Origin of the sequence: Flavobacterium aquatile LMG 4008 = ATCC 11947, assembly GCF_000757385.1 — a bacterium.
GTDB lineage: Bacteria > Bacteroidota > Bacteroidia > Flavobacteriales > Flavobacteriaceae > Flavobacterium > Flavobacterium aquatile.
In genome coordinates this window covers 600934-614260 of the sequence record NZ_JRHH01000003.1, presented here as the reverse complement: position 1 = coordinate 614260, position 13327 = coordinate 600934, and the positions used below count along the sequence as shown (strand labels likewise).

At 33.4% G+C, this 13327-nt stretch carries 13 protein-coding genes and 1 tRNA gene; 4 read left to right on the top strand and 10 right to left on the bottom strand.

The features are described from left to right. Positions 1-17: 17 nt before the first annotated feature. The 10 genes from LG45_RS08780 to LG45_RS08735 form a co-directional block, all read right to left on the bottom strand. A complete protein-coding gene (locus LG45_RS08780) occupies positions 18-1181 on the bottom strand; it encodes a sigma-54-dependent transcriptional regulator (RefSeq protein WP_035126242.1) in 1164 nt (387 codons plus the stop codon). Between the two features lie 179 nt (positions 1182-1360). After that, entirely contained in the window at positions 1361-2665 is a 1305-nt protein-coding gene (locus LG45_RS08775) for an ABC transporter permease (RefSeq protein ID WP_035126240.1), read from the bottom strand. Beyond that, positions 2665-3585: an ABC transporter ATP-binding protein gene (locus tag LG45_RS08770; protein WP_035126238.1), complete on the bottom strand. Its 921-nt coding sequence runs from the start codon at positions 3583-3585 to the stop codon at positions 2665-2667. Before LG45_RS08770 ends, LG45_RS08775 begins: the two co-directional genes overlap by 1 nt. A 162-nt stretch (positions 3586-3747) precedes the next feature. Continuing rightward, a complete protein-coding gene (gene dnaJ / locus LG45_RS08765) occupies positions 3748-4854 on the bottom strand; it encodes a molecular chaperone DnaJ (RefSeq protein ID WP_035126236.1) in 1107 nt (368 codons plus the stop codon). A gap of 56 nt (positions 4855-4910) precedes the next feature. Then, positions 4911-5477, bottom strand: a complete 567-nt coding sequence (locus LG45_RS08760) for a nucleotide exchange factor GrpE (RefSeq protein ID WP_373862628.1) — start codon at positions 5475-5477, stop codon at positions 4911-4913. A 530-nt stretch (positions 5478-6007) separates the two neighbouring features. Beyond that, a complete protein-coding gene (locus LG45_RS08755; RefSeq protein ID WP_035126232.1) occupies positions 6008-6913 on the bottom strand; it encodes a TIGR01777 family oxidoreductase in 906 nt (301 codons plus the stop codon). A gap of 223 nt (positions 6914-7136) precedes the next feature. Continuing rightward, complete coding sequence (locus LG45_RS08750) at positions 7137-7868, bottom strand: head GIN domain-containing protein (RefSeq protein ID WP_035126230.1); 732 nt, start codon at positions 7866-7868, stop codon at positions 7137-7139. A 2-nt stretch (positions 7869-7870) separates the two neighbouring features. After that, positions 7871-9625: a PspC domain-containing protein gene (locus tag LG45_RS08745; protein WP_035126228.1), complete on the bottom strand. Its 1755-nt coding sequence runs from the start codon at positions 9623-9625 to the stop codon at positions 7871-7873. Between the two features lie 5 nt (positions 9626-9630). Continuing rightward, positions 9631-9960, bottom strand: coding sequence for a PadR family transcriptional regulator (locus LG45_RS08740; protein WP_035126226.1), 330 nt, complete (start codon positions 9958-9960; stop codon positions 9631-9633). Between the two features lie 94 nt (positions 9961-10054). Then, entirely contained in the window at positions 10055-10510 is a 456-nt protein-coding gene (locus LG45_RS08735; RefSeq protein ID WP_035126224.1) for a DUF4870 domain-containing protein, read from the bottom strand. Between the two features lie 198 nt (positions 10511-10708). On the opposite strand from LG45_RS08735, the gene LG45_RS08730 reads away from it, so the two are divergent. The 4 genes from LG45_RS08730 to trxB all read left to right on the top strand — a co-directional run bounded on the left by LG45_RS08730 (position 10709) and on the right by trxB (position 13308). Further along, entirely contained in the window at positions 10709-11161 is a 453-nt protein-coding gene (locus tag LG45_RS08730) for a DUF4442 domain-containing protein (RefSeq protein WP_035126222.1), read from the top strand. Between the two features lie 63 nt (positions 11162-11224). Further along, complete coding sequence (locus LG45_RS08725) at positions 11225-12061, top strand: GIN domain-containing protein (RefSeq protein ID WP_035126220.1); 837 nt, start codon at positions 11225-11227, stop codon at positions 12059-12061. An 80-nt stretch (positions 12062-12141) separates the two neighbouring features. Beyond that, positions 12142-12216, top strand: a tRNA-Pro gene (locus tag LG45_RS08720). 144 nt (positions 12217-12360) lie between these two features. After that, complete coding sequence (gene trxB / locus LG45_RS08715) at positions 12361-13308, top strand: thioredoxin-disulfide reductase (protein WP_035126218.1); 948 nt, start codon at positions 12361-12363, stop codon at positions 13306-13308. The last annotated feature ends 19 nt before the right edge of the window (positions 13309-13327 follow it).

Sequence of the window (13327 nt, the reverse complement as noted above, 5' to 3'; positions counted from 1 at the left end):
ATTTACTCATCACCTAATTATTTGCTTGCGAACAATTTCACATCTGTTTCGGAAATTTCGTTTCCTCCTAATATTATAAGGCGTTCTACTACATTTCTTAATTCACGGATGTTTCCTGTCCAATCGTATTCTTGTAATAATTTTGTTGCTTCTTTAGAAAATGATTTTTGTGCATTTCCTTGTTCTTCGGCTATTTTTGTAGCAAAATGTTCAATTAGCAAAGGTATGTCATCTCGTCTATCATTCAATGCTGGAACTTTAATTAAAATTACAGCTAATCTATGGTACAAATCTTCACGAAAACGACCTTCGGCAATTTCGTTTTTCAAATCTTTGTTGGTTGCTGCAACGACACGAACGTTCACTTTAATATCTTTATCTGCTCCAACTCGTTGAATCAAACTTTCTTGTAAAGCACGTAACACTTTGGCTTGTGCAGCCAAACTCATATCGCCAATTTCATCCAGAAAAATAGTTCCGCCATCGGCAGCTTCAAATTTTCCTGCTCTGTCTTTTACTGCTGATGTAAAGGCACCTTTTACGTGACCAAACAATTCGCTTTCTATTAATTCTGACGGAATTGCAGCACAATTTACTTCAATTAACGGATAATCGGCACGTTCGCTTTTTTCGTGTAATTGATGTGCAACTAACTCTTTTCCAGTTCCGTTTGGCCCTGTGATTAAAACTCTTGCGTCGGTTGGTGCTACTTTTTCAATCATCTGTTTGATGTGATCGATTGGCTCTGATGTTCCAATCATTTCGTAGTTTTTGCTGACTTTTTTCTTTAGAATTTTGTTCTCAACAACCAACTGTTTTTTGTCTAAAGCATTGCGAACTGTATTCAAAAGACGATTCAAATCGGGTGGTTTTGAGATGTAATCGAATGCACCAAGACGCATGGTATTTATTGCTGTTTCCATATCGCCGTGACCAGAAATCATTACGATTGGAATTTCGGGTTTGATTTTTTTTACGGCTTCTAATAATTCTTCACCGTCCATTTTGGGCATTTTAATGTCGCAAAGAACCAAATCGTAATCGGAATTTTTTATTTTTTCAAGTCCTTGAACGCCATCTTCGGCTTCTTCTACTTGATAGGTATCGTTTTCTTCAGAAAGAATTTTGGTTAAAACTCTTCTGATAGATGCTTCGTCTTCTATGATTAGTATTTTGGACATAGTTTTTTTATTTAACCGCAAAGTTCGCAAAGTTTTTCACAAAGTTCACAAAAATTCAAAATTGTTATTCAATTAGCCCTGATTGGAGCAAATATCCTTTTTCTTTTTTCTTTAAAAAGGAAAAGATATTGCGGAAAGCAGGAACATGGACTGCTGATAAAGCCCAAACGATTCGCTCCTTAATATTTAAGCCATTTGTATAATTCTTTCCAGGTTGGTTTTTTGCCGTACATTAATATTCCGACGCGGTAAATTTTGGCTGCAAACCAGACAACGCCTAGGAATGTTGAGAACAAAATGGTGACTGAAACTGCGATTTGCCACCATGGTACGCCAAATGGAATTCGCATCATCATGACGATTGGTGATGTGAGCGGAATCATTGAAAAGACGGTTGCAACTGTTCCGTGCGGATCGTTTATTACCGTAAAAAAACCAATGTAAACTCCTAATATTAAAGGCATTATAATTGGAAGCAAGAATTGTTGCGAATCGGTTTCGTTATCTACTGCTGCGCCAATTGATGCGTAAAATGAGCTGTAAAGAAAGTAACCTCCAATGAAATATACTAAGAACGAAATTAGGATTGTAGCGATTGGTAAATCTTTAAGTTCTTTGATTATTATTTGGATATTTCCGGATAAATCACTTTGTGCAGATTGAGTTAATTGGTCTTGCATTCCGGCAGTTGCGCCCATTTGAACATTGAAAACCGCCGATAGAATGAACATGGCAGATAGTCCTAAAATGGCCCAAATTATGAATTGTAGAATTCCTGCTAATGATGTTCCGATGATTTTTCCCATCATTAATTGGAATGGTTTTACCGATGAAATGATGACTTCGATAATACGAGATGTTTTCTCTTCGATAACGCTTCGCATTACCATGTTTCCGTAGAGAATGATAAACATCATGATGAGATATCCAAAAGCGCCACCAACAATTGTTTTGATAAGATTTAATCCTTCGAGCGTTGTTTCTCCGTTTGGTTTTTTAATATTTATGGCTACTTTGGCTTTAGCACTATTAATTTTTAAGGTATCTAAACCTTGTGCGTCGAAGTTTTCTTTAGTTAGTTTTTTTGCAATTATATCTTGTACATCGTCGATAAAATTGATAGTTGGGCTGTCGTTAGAAACGTACTGAATGTTCTTTTGCAGCGACTTATTATCTACTGATTTTGGGATTATTAGAAGTCCTTCGTAGCTTTCGCTTATAATGCTGTCTTTTAAAATTTTTAAATCTACGTTGGATAAATCTAAGTATTTGTATTCTTCATCGCTTTTAAAATCGTTTACAAATCTACCGGTTTCGTCGTGGATAGCTATGGTTTTCAAATCGGCTTTCATTTGACTTAAATAGCCAACAAAAACTCCGATTCCGACGAATAACAACGGACTAAGAAATGTCATTACTATGAACGATTTATTGCGAACTTTGGCAATGAATTCTCTTTTTATTATTAGAATTAACTTACTCATTATTCGGTTACAGTTTTAATGAAAATATCGTTTACACTTGGGATTTTCTCAACAAAATGAGTTACTTGTCCGCGTTGAAGTAAAGTATTTAATAATTCGTTTGGTGTTGCAGTTCCAAGGTTGATTTCTAATTTTAATTCGTCGTTAAGTGATTTGAAATCAGTTTGAGATAGTGTGAATTTCTGTGATAAATCGTACATCAAACCTTCGATATTGTTGCTTAGAATTCCGACTTCGTAGCTATTAGTTCTGAATTGTTTTTTGACATCAGTTAATTTACCTTCAATCAATTTATTGGATTTATGAATTAACGCAATGTAATCACACATTTCTTCAACGCTTTCCATACGATGAGTGGAAAAAATTACCGAAGTTCCTTGTTTGTTTAATTCGATGATTTCATCTTTAATCAGATTGGCATTTACTGGATCAAATCCTGAGAAAGGTTCGTCTAGAATTAAAAGTTTTGGTTTGTGTAAAACAGTTACTACAAATTGTACTTTTTGGGCCATTCCTTTGGAAAGTTCTTGCATCTTTTTATTCCACCAACCCTGAATTTCTAGTCTATCAAACCAATAATCGAGTTGCGTTTTGGCATCTTGCTTAGACAATCCTTTTAGTTGCGCCAAATACAAACATTGTTCGCCAACTTTCATAGTTTTGTACAATCCACGTTCTTCTGGCATATAGCCAATTAAGGCGACATGTTCTGGTCTTAAAGGTTCTCCATCAAGAATCACTTGACCGCTATCGGGCATTGTGATTTGGTTGATGATTCTAATTAAGGACGTTTTACCTGCGCCATTTGGACCTAGAAGTCCGTAAATGCTGCCTTTAGGAACTGAAAGAGAAACTTCGTTTAGCGCAGTGTAATCACCATATTGTTTAACGACGTTTTTAACTTCTAGGATATTGCTCATTTAAGAAAATTAATTTGTGTAAAAGTACTGAATTAGTAGTGATTTGAAAGTGTTTGTTACAAAAAAACCCACCCTTATTTTGACACAAGGATGGGAAAAATTGCTATGAAAAAGAAATTACTTGTTTCCAAGTAATATCCAAATGTATAAATAATTTTATAATTACGAAAACATATCTTTAACTTTTTCAAAAAAAGATTTATCGGTCTTTTCTGGATGCGGAATAAAGTTGTCGTCGGTTAATGATTTTTCAAAGAATTGACGTTGTTCTTTGGTTAAAGTTTTTGGTGTCCAGACGTTTACGTGAACCAATAAATCACCGCTTCCGTAGCTATTTAAGCTCGGAATTCCCTTACCTTTTAGTCGTAAAATTTTACCCGATTGAATTCCTTCTTCGAGTTTGATTCTTACTTTTCCGTTTACTGCTTCGATGTCTTTAGAAACACCTAAAGCTGCTTCTGGAAAGCTTACATATAAATCGTAGTGAAGATTTTCACCTTCACGTTTTAAAAATTCGTGTTCTAATTCTTCTATGGCAACGATTAAATCACCTGCAATTCCGTTTCCTGGTGCATCATTACCTTTTCCTGAAACTTTAAGCTGCATTCCGTCTACTACTCCAGCTGGAATTTTGATAGAAACGGTTTCGTCTTCTACCACCATTCCTTGTGCGTCGGCATTGATTGGTTTGCTTTCAATTGTTTGACCAGAACCGCCACATGTTGGACATGTAGTTGCCGTTTGCATTCTACCTAAAATTGTATTGGTAACTCTTAAAACTTGACCTTGACCATTACAAGCCGAACAAGTTTTATATTTTACACCGCTAGCTTGAACTTTGCGTTTTACTTTAACTTTTTTCTCAACACCATTAGCAACTTCTTCTAAAGTAAGTTTTACTTTAATACGAAGATTACTACCTTTTACACGGCGTTGACCACCAGAATTACCACCGAAACCACCAAAACCTCCGCCAAAAATATCACCAAATTGGCTGAAAATATCATCCATATTCATGTGACCACCACCGCCAAAACCACCTGCGCCATCAAAAGCTTGGTGACCATATTGATCGTATTTAGCTTTCTTTTGTGGATCGCTAAGAATTTCGTAGGCTTCGGCTGCTTGCTTGAAGTTTTCTTCGGCTTGCGCGTCACCTGGATTTTTATCTGGGTGAAATTCGATTGCTTTTTTTCTGTAGGCTTTTTTAATTTCGGCTTCGGAAGCTGATTTTGTGATGCCTAATATTTCGTAATAATCTTTTTTCATTTTTGAAAAATAAATATGTTATGATTAAACGCGATGAATCGCATTTCTACAGATAATTATTGACCGATTACAACTTTTGGGAAACGAATAATTTTGTCACCAAGTTTGTATCCTCTTTCTAGAACATCAACTATTTTTCCTTTTAAATTGTCTGATGGAGCTGGAATTTGAGTGATTGCTTCGGCAAAATCTGCATTGAAAGCATCGCCTGTGCGCACTTCTACTTCTTCTAATCCTTTCGAAACTAAGGTTGATTTTAGTTTTTCGTGAATTAGTTCTACACCTTTTAAAAGCAATTCGTCTTCTGATTTAGAAATTTCAACCATTGCTCTGTCAAAATCGTCTAAAACTGGCAACATGGCTTGAAGCACTTCTTGATTGGCAGTTTTAAATAAGTCAATTCTTTCTTTTGTGGTACGTCTTTTGTAGTTTTCAAATTCGGCAAAAAGACGTAAAAATTTATCTTTTTCGTTAGCTAAATCTTCTTCTAGTTTTTGTTCTACAGTTAATTCGTCTGCAGATTCTATGCCTGGATTAGTTTTATTTTCTTGATTTTCAACATCTTGACTTGCGATTTCATTTTCATTCTCAAGAATTTCTTTATCAGTATTTTCAGTACTCATAGTGCTTTTATTTTTAAATATATTTTTGATATTCATTTGATTGTTTTAATCTGCTATTTTTGAATGCAAAAGTACTGCCAAATGTAATTAAATGTCAAATTGTCACGTGTGTTTTACCACGAAGGCACGAAGAAGGCACGAAGGTCACAAAGTTTACATTTGATGATAACTAGAGACGTCTATTGAAAATCGGGATTTAGTAACCTAAAGATTGAATTTAGCCCTGATTGCAATGGAAATCTCCCGATTTTTCATCGGGAATTGCAATGGAAAGCAGGAAAATGGATTATTAAAATGCCTACTGTGATGCTCCTGATTTTTTAAAAATAATTTTAATTCAATAATTATCATGAAAAAAAGAGAATGTTTTAAAACTTAAATTAATTTAATAAAAATTTAATATAATTTTAAGACTATTACGATTTCGAAAACACTATTTTTGGAATATAAAAGGTTTACGATTGGCTGAAAGGCAAAAGATATTATTAATTCAAATTGAAAAAAGTTCTAGCTAAAAACTAGAACTTTTTTTATTTTATGCAGTCTTGAAGTGCTTGTTGAGCAGTTTCGTAACGGAATTTAAATCCTTCAGCTAATGCTCTTTTTGGAAGAATATTTTTGTTGTTGAATAGTAAAATATGCATTTCGCCAAGCATCAATTTCATTACAAACTGAGGCACATTGGGTAGAAATAATGGACGCTTAAGTTGTTTAGCAATTTCTTTTGTAAGGTCTTGGTTGGTAATTGAAACTGGTGCTACGGCATTGATTATTCCTTCAGTTTGGTTTTGAATTACAAAATAATATAAGTTGGCAATATCGTGTAAATGAATCCAGGATTGCATTTGTTTTCCTGAGCCAAAACCTGACCCGACGAACATTTTTATTGGTTTGATCATTTCAAGAAGCGCGCCTCCTTTGTCAGAAAAAACCACACCTGTTCTAAGTTTGGTAACTTTTAGATTTAGTAAATTAAATTGATCGGCGCTTTCCTCCCATTTTTGAACTACATGACCTAGGAAAGTATCGTCTTTTTCTGGTGATGATTCGTCGTAGGTTTTGGAATAACTGTCGGGATAAATTGCGGTTCCCGATGCCGAAATATAATGTTGTACTTGATGTGGTGCCTTTTTTAGTAAATTGAACAATAAATTCGCCGATAAAACACGGCTTTCTATAAGTTCTTGTTTATAGGAATTGGTCCAACGTTTCGAGATTGATGCGCCAGCAAGATGCACGATTGTGTCTACTCCATCAAGGCAATTTTCGTCGATTTTTCCTTCTTGTGGATTCCAAAAAAATCCGTGATAGTTGGTTTTATTTTGAATCTTTTGAGGCGAAGTTGTAAGATAGTGAACGGTATGATTGTTTTGCAAAAGCAAATTTGTCAATTCGTTTCCTATTAAACCTGTTGCGCCTGTTATTAAAATTTTCATTTCTTTTTTTATTCAAAATTACGATTTATGAATCTAAAAATGAAGTTAATTGGTATTGGTTTAACTTTTGTTGAATTATTTCAGCATTGATTTTATTGACTATTCTTATGAGATTTTACACGCATTACAAGAATTATAATTGATATTTCTTTGCGCCTCGCAATAAAAAAAAAATCCCAACTTTCGCTGGGATTTTCGGTACAACTAAAACTATAAATAAATTCTAAAGGCTGGAAACGCTTCCGCCTGAAGTTTCTTCTTTGACAATCGTCTTTGGTGTGTTTGTATATTCAATTGAACTTCCGCTTGATGCTTTTGCATTCAATGAAACTCGCGGATTAACATTAGTTGAGCTTCCGCTTGTTGATTGAGAAACCACTTCGTTAGCTAGAAGATTACCAGCTTCGATTTCGCTTCCGCTTGATGATGCTGATGTGAATTTTAATGCCTTTCCAGACAAAGTAATATTACTTCCACTAGTTGATTCGCTTGAAATGGTATCGAATTCTGCAGTAACATCTATTTCGCTTCCACTACTTGATTTTACGTACATTTTTGATCCTTTTAATGCCGATGCACTTGATAAATTGGAACCACTTGTAGTTTCTAAACCTTCAATTGTAGGCATTGTCACTCTTACCACTTCTTTCTCTGCGCTGTAAATATTTTCGTCAGATGAAATTACTAAAGTTCCGTTTTCTACTTTTGTTGTGATGTGTTTTAGCAAATTTTCATCAGCTTCAACTTCTACTTTTACCACATCGCCTTGTTCCACAATCACTTCTAAACCTCTACTCACAGAAATTTTAGTAAATGGTTCTGATATTTTTCGTTGCTCAGTTTGAACATTTCCGTTTCCTTTTATTCCTTCAAATACTTGTTTGCATGAAGAAAAAAGTAAAGCTACAACTGCTACAATTATAACTTTTGTACATAAAATTATAAACTTTATCATGACTAATTGGATTTAATTATTATTCCGTCTTTGCCTATCGTTAAACTTTCGCTACCTTCTTTTCCTTTTGTGGTTTGTATCACTTCTTTACCATTTACTTTTACAGAAACGGTTTTGATAGTATCGTTGTCATTTGTAATTTTAACACCATCATTATTAATTACTACATCTGCATTGATTTCGTTTTCATCTTCAGGACAATTCAAACATTTCAATTCAGTATTATTTACTTTATATTTATATCCTTCTGGACCATAATAGTAATCGAAATCGGCGTTATTTCCGCTTAAATAGTGTTCTACATTTTCGTTTGGATAGTATACAATTCCGTTTGGTAAATATAAGTAAACTTCTACTCTTTGATCGCGTAATTTGTTTTTTGAATCGGTTAAGAAATAGTTATCTAAAATCAATTCGTTCCCTACGATTTTATAATTGTATTTGATTTTTTGAGCTCTTTCATTCGCTTCTGCAAATGATTTTCCTTGCGCTTTTTTCTCAATTTGAATGTATGGTGTAGTTTTATCGGTTCTTTTTAAATGCAACGTTACATTATTAGAATAAATTACTGTGTTTCCTGCAGAATCTTGTACAATTCTGATATCATCTCTGTCGTAAATATTTTTAGAGAAGAAATCATTGTAAGCAAATTTCACACTTAAAGTATCTGTTGCTGGAACATTCACCACTTCTTTTTGAACTGTTTTTCCTGAGTAAGCCAATTGATTAAATTCGCTAATTCCTAAAGAGATTAAAATACCAACAGCAATTATCCAAATGGCTAACAAACTGTATTTTGCAATATTTCCAATTGATTTTAAATTAGTTACCAATAATTTCAACCCTAAAATTAGAAGGAAAAATAACGGAATTCCCATTGCTAAAAAGAACAAAATCCCTTGAGCCCAAAGCGGTGTTTCAAGTCCGAGTGGCGTTTGAATAAATTCAACTAACTTGTTTTCTGGCATCGATGCAGAGAACATCGCAACAATTGATGCAATAGAAACCCCAAGTAATGATAAGGATGAAAAAATCACTATAAATGCGCCTAGAACTTTTGCAAAAGCACCAAAAACAGAAGAAAAAGCAGAACTAATCTTTGTACCAGCACTTTCAGCTCCAGACTTTATTTGGTTTCCCATTTTATCATAGTCTGCATTTTTTATTTTATCAGAAACGTTTTCAAATTCTTCTCTAACTTTTTTTTCAATGTTAGAAATCGTAACTGGTTCGCCTGTCATTTCTAATTTTTCAGAAGTTGTAATGGCCTTTGGAGTAGCTATCCAAAGAATTAAATAAGCCAATAAACCCCAACCAACAGTTATACAAGCAAATAATATAAAAATTACTTTAATCCAAACAGAATCAATTCCTGTGTAATGACCTAAACCTGTGCATACACCTGCAATTAAACCTCTATCTTTGTCACGATATAGTTTTTTGTTTTTTCTTGGAACATAAAACGGTTCGTTTTTAGGAGTTTCAGCATCATCGTCGATTCGATAATCTTCTGGTTGTCCCATTACAGTGACCACTTGATCAACATCAACATTATTGATAACATGTTTGTCGCTTTTTTGTCTTTCTGTAAAAAGTTCGGCAACACGCATTTCAATGTCTTTCATGATTTCATCTTTACCCGATGAATTTGAAAGTGAACGTTTTATAGCATCAAAATATCTTGATAACTTTTGGTATGCATCTTCATCTATATGAAAAAATAAACCACCTATATTAATATTTACTGTTTTGTTCATGATTGTTATTTTTGATTGGTTATGATGTTCACGGCGTCAGAAAGTTCTGTCCAAGTTCCGTTTAATTCGTTTAAAAATGTTTTTCCTAATTCGGTCAACTCATAATATTTTCTTGGTGGACCTGAAGTTGATTCTTCCCAACGATAGTTGAGCAAACCGTCATTTTTTAATCTTGTCAATAGCGGATAAACTGTTCCCTCTACTACAAGCAATTTTGCGTTTTTTAAAGTGTCTAATATTTCAGATGTGTATGCTTCTTTCTCTTTTAATACCGATAAGATGCAGAACTCTAAAACACCTTTTCGCATTTGGGCTTTTGTGTTTTCAATGTTCATAATTCGATTTTGATTTTTTAATTAAACTGTTCATTTTTTGATTTAATCTGAATTTAGTTCAGATTCTGATGATTGATTTTGATGATAGAAACTTTTATTTAAAAAAAGGTATTGTGAGTGGATATTTATAATTTTCACCATTGGATGCTTTAACTGCGGCGTTTATAATTAATATGAATTCAAATATTTTTAGGAAAATTAGAAATACAAATGATACAATTGCAATTCCAATTAGTGCTGTAATTTTTTGATTTTGAAATCCATCAAAGTCAATATCAAAATTACTGAAAGACATATTTGTTCCTAATAAATCTACAAACCCATAAATCAATAATGGTAATGATATTGCAACCAAGATTAAACTGTAAGTAAAAATACTCAACTGAAAATTCAAAATTTGTTTTCCGTTAAAATCTACAAATTCAGAATCATTTTTCTTTGCACTCCATATAATTATTGGTGCAATAAAATTCCCTAATGGAAAAATGTATTGAGCAAAGGAACTCAAATGTGTCACTGATGCAATTGTTCTTTCGTTAGCTGATGTCATTTTTATTTGTTTTTTGATTGATGATTAAAACTCAAAACTAACAATACTATAGATAGACCATTAATTTCTTATACAAAGATACAATCAAAAAAAGGTATTATGCATTACAAAGTACTTAAATTTAACATTTATTTAACAAACAGTATTTTATCGTTATGCATAGTATTTTATGTATATTTACAACAAAATCAATACTTCATGGAATTTTCACCAGCTAAATTGAATACTTTTTTGTTCTTTAAGTTACCTTCTGCATTTTGGTGCGGCGTACGAGTTAAAGAAATATCTGACAAGAAATGCGTAGCAACTGTTAAACACCGATGGTTTAATCAAAACCCGTTTAATTCTATGTACTTCGCGGTACAAGCAATGGCTGCCGAACTTACAACTGGAGCTTTAGTGATGTATCAAATAAAGAAAAGTGGTAAGAACATTTCAATGCTAGTTGCAAATAACAAAGCAAACTTTACAAAAAAAGCTAAAGGTCGCATAACATTTACGTGTAACGATGGTCATCTAATAGAGGAAGCAGTCCAAAAAACTATTGGAACTGGCGATGGAGTAACACTATGGTTAAAATCAATAGGAATTGATGAAAAAGGTGATCAAGTGTCTGAAATGGATTTTGAATGGAGTGTTCGCATCAAATAATAAATTATTTTATAATTCTTTTAACTTTGATTTTTATATTTTTGACCTTAATAAATATTTAAAATGAAAAAATCGATATTCCTATTTACACTGCTTTTTATAACATCGCTTGCTTTTGCCCAAAAGAAAGAAAAAGTAAAAGGATCTAAAATAGTAACCACAGAAATAAAAAAAATTGAGGATTTCACTTCACTTGAAGTTCTTGATAACGTTGAAGTTATTCTAACTAAAGGCACTGAATGTGGATTAGAAATTGAAGCCGATGATAATCTGCACGAAGCAATCGACATTGTTTTAAACGGCTCCACTTTACGTATATCGACTTTAAAAAATGCATTCGGATTCAAGAAATTGAGCATTAGAATTACCTATAAAGATGATTTTACTGCGGTTACTACAAGAAACGAAGCAACTGTTACCGCATTATCTGAAATAGAATTAGACGCAATAACATTTAAAACCTACGATTCATCAAAACTGTTTGTTAATTCAAAATCTACCGAATTTACTTTAATAATGGATGATAAATCGCGAGCTGAATTAAATTCTAAAGCCGAAAAAACTATAGTAACATTAAGTAAAAGTGCAAAATTGAAAGCTCTAGTAACATCAAACGATTTAACCTTTGATATGTATCAAAAATCGGAAAGCGAAATTGAAGGCGAAGTAGAACATTTAAAACTACGTTTGGATAACAATGCCAAATTTATTGGAAAAAAACTAACTTCACGAAATACAGAAGCACTGACAGAATCCTATACAAACGCAAGTTTGAATGTTACTGAAAATTTAATTTTAGAAGCTTCAGGAAAATCAGAAGTTGAAGTTTATGGCGACCAAAAAATTGAATTAAAACGATTTGTAGACAATGCAGCTTTAATGAAAAAACCAACAAAATAAAATTTTGTAAAAAATAATTTCATTACTCTTTGAAAAGTTGATTATTGTTATATATTTGCACTCGGAAATATAACAATTTTCGGGGTGTAGCGTAGCCCGGTTATCGCGCCTGCTTTGGGAGCAGGAGGCCGCAGGTTCGAATCCTGCCACCCCGACAAAAAGCTGAACTTTAAAAAGTTCAGCTTTTTTTTTTATTTTCAATAATTAAAATTTATACTAAAATAGTTTTTTGTCAAGTACTTTACATTAAAATATTTTAATAAAAACTTACCTTTGCAATTCTAAAAAACAAACATACTATGTCAGATACAATAGAAAAAGTAAAATGCCTTATAATAGGTTCTGGTCCAGCTGGATATACAGCAGCAATTTATGCAGCTAGAGCTAATATGAATCCTGTTCTTTACCAAGGAACACAACCTGGTGGACAACTAACAACCACTAATGAAGTAGAAAACTGGCCTGGAAATCCGGAAGGAATTACTGGTCCGCAAATGATGGTTGGAATTGAAGAACAAGCCAAACGTTTTGGAACCGATGTTCGTGATGGTTGGGCGACAAAAGTAGATTTCTCTGGTGATATTCATAAAGTATGGATTAATGACACTAAAGAAATTCACTGCGAAACCGTGATTATTTCAACTGGAGCAACAGCTAAATATTTAGGTTTACCATCAGAGCAACATTATTTAAATATGGGTGGCGGCGTTTCTGCTTGTGCGGTTTGCGACGGATTTTTCTATAGAAACCAGGAAGTTGTGATTGTTGGTGCAGGAGATTCTGCTTGTGAAGAAGCACATTATTTATCTAAATTGTGTAAAAAAGTTACAATGTTAGTGAGAAGTGAGAAGTTTAGAGCTTCTAAAATCATGGAACAACGTGTTAGAAATACTGAAAACATCACAATTCTAATGAACCACGATACGGTTGAAGTTCTGGGTGACAGTCAAGTTGTAACCAGTGTAAAAGCTTTAAACAAAACTACCAACGAAGAACTTGAAATTCCTGCAACTGGATTTTTCGTAGCCATTGGTCATAAACCAAATACTGATATTTTTAAAGACTATCTAACGTTAGACGAAACTGGTTATATTGTAAATATTCCTGGAACAGCTAAGACTAATGTAGCTGGAGTATTTGTTGGTGGTGATGCTGCTGACCACGTTTACAGACAAGCAATTACTGCTGCTGGAACTGGTTGTATGGCTGCGTTGGATGCTGAAAGGTATTTGGCTGCTAAAGAGTAATTTGACACTAAGACTGTAA

Excerpts from the sequence above, each read along its gene's own strand:
- LG45_RS08750 (WP_035126230.1), bottom strand. The coding sequence starts at position 7,868 with ATGATAAAGTTTATAATTTTATGTACAAAAGTTATAATTGTAGCAGTT.
- LG45_RS08775 (WP_035126240.1), bottom strand. The coding sequence starts at position 2,665 with ATGAGTAAGTTAATTCTAATAATAAAAAGAGAATTCATTGCCAAAGTT.
- LG45_RS08770 (WP_035126238.1), bottom strand. The coding sequence starts at position 3,585 with ATGAGCAATATCCTAGAAGTTAAAAACGTCGTTAAACAATATGGTGAT.
- LG45_RS08745 (WP_035126228.1), bottom strand. The coding sequence starts at position 9,625 with ATGAACAAAACAGTAAATATTAATATAGGTGGTTTATTTTTTCATATA.
- LG45_RS08755 (WP_035126232.1), bottom strand. The coding sequence starts at position 6,913 with ATGAAAATTTTAATAACAGGCGCAACAGGTTTAATAGGAAACGAATTG.
- dnaJ (WP_035126236.1), bottom strand. The coding sequence starts at position 4,854 with ATGAAAAAAGATTATTACGAAATATTAGGCATCACAAAATCAGCTTCC.
- LG45_RS08740 (WP_035126226.1), bottom strand. The coding sequence starts at position 9,960 with ATGAACATTGAAAACACAAAAGCCCAAATGCGAAAAGGTGTTTTAGAG.
- LG45_RS08760 (WP_373862628.1), bottom strand. The coding sequence starts at position 5,477 with ATGAGTACTGAAAATACTGATAAAGAAATTCTTGAGAATGAAAATGAA.
- LG45_RS08735 (WP_035126224.1), bottom strand. The coding sequence starts at position 10,510 with ATGACATCAGCTAACGAAAGAACAATTGCATCAGTGACACATTTGAGT.
- LG45_RS08730 (WP_035126222.1), top strand. The coding sequence starts at position 10,709 with ATGGAATTTTCACCAGCTAAATTGAATACTTTTTTGTTCTTTAAGTTA.
- LG45_RS08725 (WP_035126220.1), top strand. The coding sequence starts at position 11,225 with ATGAAAAAATCGATATTCCTATTTACACTGCTTTTTATAACATCGCTT.
- trxB (WP_035126218.1), top strand. The coding sequence starts at position 12,361 with ATGTCAGATACAATAGAAAAAGTAAAATGCCTTATAATAGGTTCTGGT.
- LG45_RS08780 (WP_035126242.1), bottom strand. The coding sequence starts at position 1,181 with ATGTCCAAAATACTAATCATAGAAGACGAAGCATCTATCAGAAGAGTT.